11 protein-coding genes are annotated in these 12,420 nt (G+C 31.0%); 3 read left to right on the forward strand and 8 right to left on the reverse strand.

The window, feature by feature from the left end; translation table 11 throughout:
* Nucleotides 1-157: 157 nt before the first annotated feature.
* Nucleotides 158-979 (reverse strand): MBL fold metallo-hydrolase, encoded by an 822-nt coding sequence (locus L3B96_RS10710; protein ID WP_238860794.1) that lies wholly within the window; start codon nt 977-979, stop codon nt 158-160.
* A gap of 439 nt (nt 980-1,418) precedes the next feature.
* On the opposite strand from L3B96_RS10710, the gene L3B96_RS10715 reads away from it, so the two are divergent.
* From L3B96_RS10715 to L3B96_RS10725, 3 genes are all read left to right on the forward strand, one after another.
* A complete protein-coding gene (locus tag L3B96_RS10715; protein ID WP_077304349.1) occupies nt 1,419-2,207 on the forward strand; it encodes a response regulator in 789 nt (262 codons plus the stop codon).
* Entirely contained in the window at nt 2,207-3,958 is a 1,752-nt protein-coding gene (locus L3B96_RS10720) for a sensor histidine kinase (protein ID WP_238860796.1), read from the forward strand. Before L3B96_RS10715 ends, L3B96_RS10720 begins: the two co-directional genes overlap by 1 nt.
* A gap of 336 nt (nt 3,959-4,294) precedes the next feature.
* A complete protein-coding gene (locus L3B96_RS10725; RefSeq protein ID WP_238860798.1) occupies nt 4,295-5,623 on the forward strand; it encodes an APC family permease in 1,329 nt (442 codons plus the stop codon).
* Nucleotides 5,624-5,711: 88 nt separating this feature from the next.
* Here the strand turns inward: L3B96_RS10725 and L3B96_RS10730 are convergent, their stop codons facing one another.
* From L3B96_RS10730 to L3B96_RS10760, 7 genes are all read right to left on the reverse strand, one after another.
* Nucleotides 5,712-6,560: a helix-turn-helix domain-containing protein gene (locus L3B96_RS10730; RefSeq protein WP_238860800.1), complete on the reverse strand. Its 849-nt coding sequence runs from the start codon at nt 6,558-6,560 to the stop codon at nt 5,712-5,714.
* Nucleotides 6,561-7,039: 479 nt separating this feature from the next.
* The gene (locus L3B96_RS10735) at nt 7,040-7,444 is read right to left on the reverse strand and encodes a Rid family hydrolase (RefSeq protein WP_017209423.1); all 405 of its coding nucleotides are present in this window, start codon (nt 7,442-7,444) and stop codon (nt 7,040-7,042) included.
* Between the two features lie 101 nt (nt 7,445-7,545).
* Nucleotides 7,546-8,673 carry an FAD-binding oxidoreductase gene (locus tag L3B96_RS10740; RefSeq protein WP_238860802.1) on the reverse strand — a complete coding sequence of 376 codons (1,128 nt, stop codon included), beginning with the start codon at nt 8,671-8,673 and terminating at the stop codon, nt 7,546-7,548.
* 1 nt (nt 8,674) lies between these two features.
* Nucleotides 8,675-9,004: a (2Fe-2S)-binding protein gene (locus L3B96_RS10745; protein ID WP_238860804.1), complete on the reverse strand. Its 330-nt coding sequence runs from the start codon at nt 9,002-9,004 to the stop codon at nt 8,675-8,677.
* Nucleotides 9,005-9,015: 11 nt separating this feature from the next.
* Nucleotides 9,016-10,593, reverse strand: coding sequence for an FAD-dependent oxidoreductase (locus tag L3B96_RS10750; protein WP_238860806.1), 1,578 nt, complete (start codon nt 10,591-10,593; stop codon nt 9,016-9,018).
* Nucleotides 10,594-10,620: 27 nt separating this feature from the next.
* Entirely contained in the window at nt 10,621-10,932 is a 312-nt protein-coding gene (locus L3B96_RS10755) for a (2Fe-2S)-binding protein (protein WP_238860808.1), read from the reverse strand.
* Between the two features lie 33 nt (nt 10,933-10,965).
* The gene (locus L3B96_RS10760) at nt 10,966-12,102 is read right to left on the reverse strand and encodes a tyramine oxidase subunit B (RefSeq protein ID WP_238860811.1); all 1,137 of its coding nucleotides are present in this window, start codon (nt 12,100-12,102) and stop codon (nt 10,966-10,968) included.
* Between the last annotated feature and the right edge of the window lie 318 nt (nt 12,103-12,420).

The raw sequence follows: 12,420 nt of genomic DNA on the forward strand, positions 1-12,420 counted from the left end.
TATAAAATACATCATTTTCTTATAATCATAAATATATGCGCTATTTAAAATGTATTAAAAATAGAATACTCACCTTATAAATACAGTTCTATCATTTTAGCTGTTTCTATAAAGGCGAGTATATATTTATGATTTTTATACTTTAAATTTTGTAATATTACAATTTATCCTCTCTAAATACAATGGAAACATAGTCTGGAGTAACAAAAGGCTCTCCACCTTCAGAATACATAAATGCCTTATATGGATATGCTTCATTAAAATATGGTGTACTTTTAGAAACATTAATATTATTAGCACAATGGATTAAATTACTTAATAACTCTTTGCTATAGGGTTCACTAGAATGCGAGGTAAGAATAATATTAACCTCTAATTCGTTTAACTTTTTAAGGCTCTCAATATATTCACTCATTTTTCTACTTTCTTCTAGAAACATCCATACATGCTGCAATATTGTATCTCCAGAGAGCAACAGCTTGTTTTTCCTTTCAATTAATGAAATACACCCAGCTGTATGTCCTTTACAATAAATTACTTCAAGTTCATATCCCCCCACATCAAACACTTCTCCTTCTTTTACTGGAATAAAATCTATATTACAATCCCTATTTATATATTCTTCTTCCCTAAAATCTTTTGGAAGTCCTATATTTTTTTTATAATTCTCTACAGTCCATTTTCTCTTATCTGACAAAAGAATATGCTTCGCTAATGATATATCATCTTCATGAATATGTATTTCATCAAACTGATAGTTCCCTCCCATATGATCAAGATGCCCATGACTGTTGACTACAACAATAGGCAAATCAGTTACGGATTTAATTACTTGTTTTAAATCTCCAATTCCATAACCCGTATCAAATAGTAATGCCTTTTTATTTCCCACAATTAATGTACAGCATATATTATTGGGATCACTTATATGATATACCCCTTCTATTATTTTCTTAATATTATAATATTCATTATACATACCAAACACTCCTATGCTTAATATCACTTATTACTAGCTATAACTTAATTGCTCATTTTTTGCAAATAAAATTAAACTATGTATTTTCTCAATGTACATTAATGCTATTCTAGCACAAATGTAATTATTTACATAAGATATCTATCATTATAAATGGTATCTTTAAAACAGAACTTCCTAATGACTAATTAAAAAAGGTATCTTTTTCTTATAAAAAGTATCATCTTCTTATTATTAGCATCACTTTCTCATAGGTTTCAGTGCACTTGCTGTTTTGTATATGCAATTTTGGTTGTTATATGGTAAAATCTTAATGACTACTTAACCATATAATATAAGTCGTAGTCTTGCTTTGATAAAACATTAAATTTACAGTAATTATAACATTAGGCTCAATCATATGACTCTTTGAAAACATCTTGATAGGGGGAACATAATAATGTACAAACTACTTGTAGTCGATGATGAAAGTGAATCAAGAAACTTACTATGCAGCTATTTTCCATGGAATGATTTAGGTTTTGAAATTGTTGATCAATTAGAGAATGGAAAACTTGCCTTAGAGTACATTTTAAATACTCCTGTAAATGTAATCCTTTGCGATATAAAAATGCCGTTTTTAGATGGCATTGGCCTTGCAAAAGAGATATTTAATCGTAAGCTAAAAATAAAAGTTATCTTTCTAAGTGCATATAAGGACTTTGAATATGCACATAGCGCTCTAGTTTATGGAGTTAGTGATTATATTGTGAAGCCTTCAAAATACAATGAAATTTTTGAAGTTTTTTCTTCTTTAAAAAAAAGCTTGGACAGCGAATGTTCACCTAATGTAGATAAAGTTTTGGATGAGGATATAAATAATTTTAAAGACTCATCAAGTTATAACTCAAAAATTATATCATTTGTCAAAAATTATGTGAGTGAACACTATAAAGATGCAAGGCTTGAAGACATTGCTGAATCAGTTCACATGAATCCTAACTATCTAAGTCAATTTTTTAAGCAAAAAACTGGAGAGCGTTTTTCTAATTACTTAATAAGGGTGAAAATGAATCGCGCTGCTGAGTTACTAAATGATATAAGATATAAAACTTATGAAATTAGTGAAATGGTTGGCTATAGTAATACGAAAAATTTTACTAGAACTTTTAAAAACTATTATGGCAAGAGTCCCAAGGAATATAGAAATCAAAAAGATACTATTAATCCTAAGCCTTTTGAAAGGTGATGAATTTTTTGAATAAGAATTTTTTCAGAAAAAATTTGATTATATTTTTAATTCCTTTACTAATACCAACACTACTATTAGGCTCTTTGTCAATAGCTATTACCCAAGGATATATAAAAAACCAAATAGCTCAAAATAATACGGATCTTCTAAATCAAACAAAATCTAATATTGACCTGATTTTTAATGAAATCGATACCCTAAATATTCAATTTGATTATAATTCTAATATTGCTTTTACTTTAAAAAATGTTTTAAAAGAAAAAACAATATATTCATCAGATTTGATAAATACAGATAAAATTTGCTTCTTTCTGAATTCATTTGCTAATTCAAAACCTTACATTTATTCCATACATATTTACTATGAAAATGAAAATGGTAGGTTTTATACAACTAATAATGGTATAACAAATCTAAACAATTACTTTGATAGCTCTTGGTACAAGAACTATTTGAATCATCCATCAAATGAAAAATTATGGATAGAAACAAGGGATGTAAAGCAATATGACTTTGAAGAAAAAGAGACAAAACTTATAACAGTTTATAAAAGAATGGCTCTTAATAATGGTGTGATAGTTTTAAATATTAAAGCTGATTACATACAAGATTTACTAAATAAATCTGTTACTGCACCTGAACAAAAGATATTTATATTAGATGGAAACAATAGTGAAATTATCAGTAACAAAACTTCTAATAATATAAATAATTTTGATATTAATGAACTATTAAAATCGAATACTAATGTAGTTTACTCTACATCAGAAAATAAATTTTTAAGTAAAACAATTATTCATTCTGACAGATTTTCATGGAATTATATATCTATAATTCCAGAGGATGCTTTATATTATGTTTCTATAAGATTAGGTAAATATACTATTATATTATTATTAGTTTCATTTATTTTAGGATTAATTTTAACCTTTTATCTTACTAGAAAAAATTACAAACAAATTTCGAATATTATATCAATAATTGATTCAGCTAAGAAAAATCAGACTCTTCCTGTAATTAATAGCAATGCAAAAAATGAATTTAGTTATATTATAGAAAATCTGATTACTACATTTATTGAACAAGACTATTTAAAGGTGCAGTTATCTGAAAGAAAATATAAATTAGAAAATATGGAACTTATTGCATTGCAGTCTCAAATAAATCCTCATTTTTTATATAACACATTACACACAATATATTGGGAAGTAATAAAGGCAACCGGGAGTAATAGTAAACCTATTAGGATGATAGAAAATCTATCTAGTATATTAGACTACTCCTTAACAACTCCTTGCGGTAAAGTTTCTGTTGGCGACGAAATTAAATACACTAAAACTTATCTAGATATTCAAATGATAAGATATACAGATAAATTTGATGTATTATGGACCTATAATAAGAATGTAGAACCTGTCCACACAATTAAATTATTGATACAGCCATTGGTTGAGAATTCTATATATCACGGCATTAAAAATAAAGATGGAAAAGGTAAGATTAAAATTAAAATATTACTCAAAAATGATCTATTAACACTCGCAATTATTGACAATGGCATTGGAATTGATACACAAAACCTTAAGAACATAAGAGACAAGCTTAATTTTGACGGTGAATACTCAAATCATATTGGCTTGTTTAATACAAATAAACGCCTTAAGTTAACCTATGGAGATAATTTTGGTCTCCTTATAAATAGCAAATTAGGACTTGGAACTGTAATTTATATTAAAATACCTATATAGTATGGTTAAAAATTATAGAGAATTTGATTGTATTAATTAGCTTGATATCTAAATATTTTAAAATTCCTTTAAGAACCATAGTGATTACTAAATGAATATTACTTATTATTCAACTTATCATAATATTTAGTATATTATTTAAATTAATAAATACCATTTAAATCTTTTGTTCCGAAATTTACAATCTTTAAAAATTTAAATTTGCTATTATAACAGAAAGAAGCTTCTCACAAACATATATTTAAAAGTAATTTTTATTGGATTTAGGGCAAGGGTGCTCTGCTTAGCAGAATACCCTTGCCTTTTATAATTTGGAATATAATGGAGGCGTTTATTATGGAACATGGAAAATTAAAACGAACTTTAAAAACAAGCGATCTGGTAATTTTTGGTTTGGTATTTATGATACCTCTAGCTCCTGCAGGCATGTATGGTGTATATTTAGGACCATCTGGTGGAATGGTTGCATTATGTTATTTGATAGGAATGGTGGCTATGTTCTTTACTGGAATGAGTTACAGGGTAATGGCACAGAAGTTTCCAACAGCAGGTTCTGTATATGTATATGTTCAAAAAGGTGTATCACCTGCATTAGGTTTTCTAACTGGCTGGGCCATATTATTAGATTATTTCTTAATGCCAGCAACTGTTGTTATTATTGGGAGTATTTATGGTAATGCACTTATACCTTCTGTTCCAGCTTGGATTTGGATACTAATATTTATCGTCTTTAGTACAGTAATTAATGTTTTAGGTGTAGATTTGATGTCTAAATGCAGTTGGATACTATTTACATTGCAAATTATTGTGATTATAGCCTTTATAGGATGTACTACAAGACTTTTACTTAATGGAACAATTCATTTTAGCATGATTTCATTTTATAATCCTGAGCAGTTTGACTTGTCTAGCATCCTAAAAGCAACAGGTATCGTTATTCTTAGCTATTTAGGATATGATGCTATTAGTACCTTGGCAGAAGAAACCATTAATCCAGAAAAATCTGTAGGAAAAGCAATTATACTTTCAATTTTAATTATTGGACTAATATTTATTGCAACTACTTTTTTTGCAGGAATGGCTTATCCAAATTATCAAGACTTAAATCCTGATACTGCTTTCACAGATGTTGTTACCTTTGTAGGTGGAACATGGCTTAATATATTAACAACAATTACATTGATAGTTTCCTTTGGAATAGCAACAACTCAAGCTTCACAAGTTGCAGTTGCAAGAGTACTTTTTGCAATGGGACGAGATGGAGTACTGCCAAAGCAACTTGCATATGTCAGTAAAAAAACACAAAGTCCCGTAGTTGCTACTGTATTAGTAGGAATCATTATAACACCTATTTCTCTCTTCTGTTCTCTTGACTTCATTACTTCAATCGTAAGCTTTGGTGCTTTACTAGGCTTTATCTTATTAAATATTGCAGTAATCAGTAGATTTTTACTAAAAAATGATGAACCAATCAGCTTACAAAAGAAAATAATAAATTATGGAATATGTCCTGCTATTGGCTTAGCAGTAACCATGTGGATTTTTATTAATCTGGATGCAAATGCACATTTAATCGGAGCAATTTGGCTGTTAGCTGGCTGCTTATATTTAGCAGGTGTCACAAAATTCTTTAGAAATCCTGTCCCACAGTTAGAGTTAAGTTAGGAACATTCAAAAAGCAAAGCAGCTTACTTATAAAAAAGGAATACTCAAAGCACCTGTTGCTCTGAATATTCCTTTTACTTTTTATTCATTATATGATAATTATTCGTTTTTTATATTCGGATTCTTTTAATGACTTTATATACATCTTAGGTGTTGTATCTGTAAATTCGTGAAAATCCTTAATCATATGAGACTGATCATAATATCCTAGATCCATAGAAATCTGCGCTAAATTAGATTCAAATATATCTTTATCTAACTCATTTAAAGTACTTAATAAATATTGGAACCGCATAAGTTTACAAAATACTTTCGGAGATAATCCAAACTCCTCCGAAAATGTCTTATTTATATATCTAACTGAATATCCAGTTGCCTCTGCAAGTTCATTAATTTTAACTTTTCCTGCTGTCTGCATAATGTTGTTCAGCATATATTTCTTTAAATCTTTGTATTTATTTATTTCATTAAAATTAGCATAAAGCTTTATATATCTTTCTAAAAACACCTGTATCTGATAATTGAAATCTCTACTTGAAGTAACTTTTTCAAATAATTCGTTATCTTTTATCACTTCTAAAAATGGGATTTCCTGTTCAACCAAGTCTGACATGGTGATATTTTTGAATTTAAATGGGCTTCCTGGTAAAAATCTTACTCCAAAGAAATATTTATTTTCACTATTATGGGTTAATGTTGGACGAAGAACTGTTCCACATATATGTGCATATGGAGCCTTATCATCACAACAGAATAAGATGTCAATACATCCATCTGGTACCGCAATAAAAGGTCTTTCTATAATATCTTCTTTTTGGAAGCAATAGAAATGAGAAATTCCGTAATTCATTATAACTGCCTTATAATAATGAGATGTAGTCATTACAAAGTATGGCTGCTTAGGCCTAATAATATTTCCTTTTGTTTCTACTGCCATATTTCCTCCACTCCACTTCTTTTCCTATATAAATCAAACTTTCCTTGGTTTGTAAAATCATCTTTTAAAAGTAAAAATATAATCAAAATTCATATATACAGCTTTTAATTAAATTTCACTTATTCTTAAGTATTTTAAAAAAACTATCACGTATTTTTACTGATAATTATTAATAATTCAATATTTAATCACTAACTTTAAAAAACAGATATTTATATCAACTATACATTATTTATTTTATATTGAGAATACATTTTTCATGGTTATGTAGGAATAAATTTATTTTTAATTCTATATATTGCAATAATAATTCTGCATTTTGAAAAATTCTGTAAGGATTTAAGTTTAATCTATCAATTGAACTTTGCGGATTGTTAATTATGGCATATATTCATCAAATAAATCATTGTAAAAAAATAGCCAAGTCGATCTCCTTGGCCATTTAGACTTGGTATTTTCTTTCGTATTTCTAAGCTTTCTTATTGTTCATTAGTTATAATTACTGCATCCATTTCTATTTCAATTAACTGAGAAGGCCTATTAAGCATAGGAGTACCAACCATTGTAAAAAGCGGTTTGATATCATGAAAAATCTCTGAATAAGCCCTTGCAATTTCAGCTCCATACTTCATATCAGTTGTATAACCTTTTATTCTAATTACTTCTTCTTTCTTAGAACCCGATTTCTCTAATAATTTTACTAACTTTTCTAAAATATATTTTGTCTGCTCATAAGCACTGCCCTCACCATACACTGTGCCATCAGGCTGTACAGAAGTAGTACCTCCGATATAAACAAATGGCCCTACCTTTACCATTCTAGAATATCCTGTTTTTTCTTCTAATGGAGCGCCTGATGAATAATTTGTTCTCGTTAAATCCATATTAATTCTCCTTCTTTGACACTATTTACAAAAAATCTCATACTGAAAAATTAAACTATATCTTATAATTACTAAATAATTAATCTTTTATTATTTGATATCTAAATTTTAGCTTTAAACCTATCATAACGGAAATCACTTATATCAAGAGTAGTTCCATTTCCTTCTACCATTTCTGATAAGAGCATACCTACTGTTGGAGATATTCCAAAGCCATGGCCAGTAAAGGCACAGGCAAGAATAAGTCCTGGTACTTCCTCTACATGACTTATTACTGGCACGTGATCTTTACACTCATCTATCCAACCTGCCCATGTACGAACTATCTTGGCATCTTTCAAGTCTGGAAAGTACTTCATTATTCCTCTACATATACATGAAACTGTAATACTTGCTGTAGTTGGTGTTCCGTTATCCTTATTAAGAGCTTCATAACCAGATGCACCTCCAAATACAAAGGAACCATGTTTACTTTGATGTCCATAAAAATCTGCTTCAGCAGTACCAAGCATTTGGTAAAACATTGGCTTTTGAGCTTCTGTAACAAGAACTTCTAACAAAACTTTATTCATTGGAATATCTATCCCAACTGTAGCAGCTATCTTTCGGCTTTCATAGCCTGCTGCAAGAATTATATGTTCACCTTCATATACATCATTCTTAGTTACTACCTGTCTAGCTTTTCCCTTTATTTTTCTAATTTCAATAACTTCTTCCCCTGTAATAAAACGAGCACCTAATTCTCTTGCTTTACGATAAAAACCTAAAGTTGTAGTCAAAGGATTAGCATGTCCATCAGTAGGGCACCAGCTTGCACCTATAACTTCCTCTGAAAGATATGGATTAATTTCTCTTACCTCATCTCCAGAGATTATATTTACCTCAAGTCCACAATCCTGAGCATTCTTTGCAAGATTAGTCAGTATCTTCATATGATCTACTGTTTTACCTAATCTTAAATTACCTTCTTGATAATATTCCACATCTACACCTAATTCTTCTGAAAGATTAGGCCAAATATTTTTTATACCATACATGGCAAGTGGAAGTTCTCTCTTATCACGTCCTGATTGACGAACTCCTCCGCCATTTCTTGTTGAACCTCCATCTCCGATACTGTCACCTTTATCGAGGACAATAACAGAATGGCCTTTTTTTGATAAGTAGTATGCTGCTGCATTTCCAATTACACCACTTCCAATGATTATTACATCTGCACTATTTTTCATGCTATTTACCTCCTACTTGTTCATTTCCGAAGACTTCCATTTCTATAGGTCTCATAGGTGCACGTGATACTGCTGGTTCTAATTCTAAAGGTGATATTTTAAGTTCTCCTGCTACAATCCCCTTAACCAATTTACCGCAGGTTTGTCCCTGGCAAAGACCCATACCTGTTCTTAAATATCTTCTAATTTCAGTTATGGTAAACATACCATCATGTACTGCTTTTCGTATTTCACCCTTTGTAATTTCTTCGCAGCGGCAGATTATCATATCATCGTCAGACTGCGAAATAAATTCACCTATATCTCTTGATCTATCATTTACTTTACTCATAATCTTACCTCCTATGCCTGCTTAAAGAATCTTACTTTCATTCCCATTTCACTTGGAACCTTTATTGTTAATAAGTTTGTGTTATCAAAGGCTTTAACAGATTTAACATCTACTACTTCCACTTCACATGCTTCTTTTCCACTTCTATCGAGTCCAATGCCTTTTGCACCTTTTTCTGGCAGCGGTAAAAATTCATAAGGAAGAGTAACTGAAGTATAACCTTCTTCAAAATCTTCATTCACAAGGAAAATTGATTGTCCAGAACAAGATGCAACGCACATTCCACAGCCAATACATGTTGATTCTTCATCAACAACTGGAAGAGAGGTAATATTTATTCCAATCTTGATACAGCTTTTAGGACACGCATCTTGACATGGATTACAAGGAATATTTTGTGAACATTCTATAACTGGATGTATTCCCTTCATAGACTTAACCCCTGGATATTTTATCACTTCTTCATCAGTTAAATATCCTTTCTTAAGAAGATTTTTTGAAACCTCAAAGCCTTCATCTGTTTTTTCAATATCTTTTCCTTTATTTTCTGGACCAAACATACCTTGTCTTAAACTAGATAATGCCTTTTCCAATTCCTCTGCCTTTTCTTCTAATTCTTCTTTGTCAATAAATCCTAATCTATAAGAAGCTGCTACCCCTGCAATTCTTCCTTCTATCATTGCCGAACTTGCTTCTTCAATTCCTGAAACATCACCTGCTGCAAATATTCCTTTAATTGAAGTCTCACCATATTCATCACAAACAGGAACATACCCACCCTTTTTAGGATTTTCCTCCATGATACAGCCAGCCATTTTAGTAAGCTGGGACATAGGAGAAAGTCCTACTGCAAGGCATATAGTATCAACATCAAAATATTTTTCTGTTCCAGGTATTATCTGCCAGCTGCTATCAACTTCACCAATAGTAACTCCTGTTACACATTCTTCACCTTCCGCTTTGATTATAGTGTGAGATAAATAAAAAGGAACTCCGCATCTAGCCACCTTAGCAGCGTGAACACCATATCCACCGATTCTAGGTGCCGCATCTACTATTGCAACTACTTCACAGCCTGCTTGTATAAGTTGATATCCTACAACTACTCCAACATTTCCGCTGCCAAGCATAAGAATTTTCTTTCCTGGTTGTACTCCATGAAGATTCATCATTGTTTGGGCTGCACCTGCACCAATTACTCCTGGAAGTGTCCATCCATCGAAAGTAACCATATTCTCAGATGCACCTGTTGCAATTATTACTGCGTCTCCTTTATAATGAATAACTTCATCATCTATCTTTACAGTAACTTCTTTATCTAAATAAAGACCAATAACTATAGCATTCAAAACAACTTCTACTCCCGCATCATTTGCTTCTTGTAAAAGCTCTTCACCTATTTTAAAGCCTCTAATTTTTGCTCTATGCTCTTTTGATCCAAAGAACTTGTGTATTTGCTTAAATAGTTGTCCACCAGGCTTAAAATTTTCATCAAATACAACAACCTTTAGTCCTCTTTTTGCTGCTTCTATAGCTGCTGACAGACCCGCTGGCCCTGCTCCAACAACAATACAATCATATCTTTTCATACGAATACCTATCCTTTCATAAAAATTTTATGCTTCTTTTTGGGCTGAAACACCATATTGCGTTTGAACCTTCATACCTTCTATAAGAGGTGTTACACAAGTTCTTACATTTGGCTTACCATCAACTACCATTACGCAGTCTGTACATCTACCAATAGCACAGAATATGCCTCTTGGTAATCCTTTTTTAGTATGTCTATGAACTAATACACCCGCGGCTCTTAGTGCTGCTGCTATTGGTTCTCCTTCATATCCTTCAAATGCTTTCCCATCAAATTCAAAATTCACTAAACGTCCTTTATTAGGCTCACCTAAAATTGGATGCTTTTCAATTCTCATATAAAGATCTCCTTTCAACTGTAATAATTAAACTTAAGCTAATTGTGGCTCATCCCAAAGATTTAGCTTAATCCCAATTCCTTTTTCAATAGCATTTCTATAAACTATAGTCCCCCATGCAACATCTTCTACTGGCATACCACCAACTGAATAAATAACAATTTCATCTTCCTTGCGATGTACCGGAACTTTACCAATTAATACATCCCCTAAATCATCAACTTGTTCTTTGCTCATTTTGCCTTCTGCAATTAAGTCCATACAATGTACTGCTGGAATTGGAATAGAATTATATGCTGGGAACTCCATTTCTTCTTCCCAAGCTTCATACAATTGAATATTATCTGTAACAGTTCTTGCTCTATTTAAAATAAAATCATCGTCAAATCTTGCTGCTGCTGGACAACATAATACTGCACCTGGTTTAATCCATTCTTCATTTATATATGGATATTCATTTATATCACCAGTTGGACTTGATGTAGCAATATGCACAATATCACAATCTCTAACAGCATCTTCTATTGTGTCTACAACAATGATGTCTTTAATTTGTGGATAATCTTCATTAAGGTACTTTATAAATCCATCAATTGATTTTTTACTTCTTCCTTTTATTTTTACAGTTTCAATTTCCGATCTAACAGCCATAGTTGCTGCAAATGCTGTTTTACTCATAACCCCTGGTCCAATAATTCCGACAACCTTTGAATCTTCTTTAGCAAAGTATTTCACACCAACACCAGGGACTGCGCCTGTTCTATAAGCACTTAAAATATTTGCTGACATATATGCAATTGGAGCGCCAGTATCTTTGTCATTTAAAGTTAACATAAGTATTGATCTTGGAAGCCCCTTATCTCTATTTTCTGTATTCGAACCATACCATTTCATTCCGGCCATATCAAACTTACCGCCTAAATAAGCAGGCATTGCCATAAATCTTCTGTCTGGACCATCTTTAGGCATATTAGGGAATGCTGATTCTTCAGGGAAAACCATCATAACTCCGTGTGAATTTCCATTAGGCCCACCCATACGATAATCTCCAATTTTTAATAACTTGAACATTTCTTCCATGGCTTCTACACATCCAGCCATTTCTTTAACTCCAGCCTTAATCATATCGTCTTCATTTAAATATAAGAAATCTATTTTTGTTTCGTTCATATTCTCATTACCTCCTATAAATATAATTATTTTTTATAAAAAAAGAGATCTAGCTTCTTCTTTGAAGCTAGACCTCTTTGCCTTTCTTGTATTTAATATTACTTTATGAACTTAAAATAAAATTGTAAAAATCGGAACTAATTAATAAGTACTCAATTATATTAAAGCTTACTTTTTGCAAAACACTAACGATTTAAAGTTCAATTTATCTATCTTTAATTTAATATTAGGTTTCCCTTCTAATTTTGTATTAATAAGTTAAAGTCAGCTGCATCGCATATCAGCCCTGCTGTTACTCCTATTAGTGATGGCCAAAGT

It is taken from the genome of Clostridium sp. YIM B02569, from assembly GCF_022320765.1.
Taxonomy (GTDB): Bacteria; Bacillota; Clostridia; order Clostridiales; family Clostridiaceae; genus Clostridium; species Clostridium beijerinckii.

Excerpts from the sequence above, each read along its gene's own strand:
- L3B96_RS10750 (WP_238860806.1), bottom strand. The coding sequence starts at position 10,593 with ATGAAAAGATATGATTGTATTGTTGTTGGAGCAGGGCCAGCGGGTCTG.
- L3B96_RS10715 (WP_077304349.1), top strand. The coding sequence starts at position 1,419 with ATGTACAAACTACTTGTAGTCGATGATGAAAGTGAATCAAGAAACTTA.
- L3B96_RS10720 (WP_238860796.1), top strand. The coding sequence starts at position 2,207 with ATGAATTTTTTGAATAAGAATTTTTTCAGAAAAAATTTGATTATATTT.
- L3B96_RS10730 (WP_238860800.1), bottom strand. The coding sequence starts at position 6,560 with ATGGCAGTAGAAACAAAAGGAAATATTATTAGGCCTAAGCAGCCATAC.
- L3B96_RS10745 (WP_238860804.1), bottom strand. The coding sequence starts at position 9,004 with ATGAGTAAAGTAAATGATAGATCAAGAGATATAGGTGAATTTATTTCG.
- L3B96_RS10760 (WP_238860811.1), bottom strand. The coding sequence starts at position 12,102 with ATGAACGAAACAAAAATAGATTTCTTATATTTAAATGAAGACGATATG.
- L3B96_RS10740 (WP_238860802.1), bottom strand. The coding sequence starts at position 8,673 with ATGAAAAATAGTGCAGATGTAATAATCATTGGAAGTGGTGTAATTGGA.
- L3B96_RS10725 (WP_238860798.1), top strand. The coding sequence starts at position 4,295 with ATGGAACATGGAAAATTAAAACGAACTTTAAAAACAAGCGATCTGGTA.
- L3B96_RS10755 (WP_238860808.1), bottom strand. The coding sequence starts at position 10,932 with ATGAGAATTGAAAAGCATCCAATTTTAGGTGAGCCTAATAAAGGACGT.
- L3B96_RS10735 (WP_017209423.1), bottom strand. The coding sequence starts at position 7,444 with ATGGATTTAACGAGAACAAATTATTCATCAGGCGCTCCATTAGAAGAA.
- L3B96_RS10710 (WP_238860794.1), bottom strand. The coding sequence starts at position 979 with ATGTATAATGAATATTATAATATTAAGAAAATAATAGAAGGGGTATAT.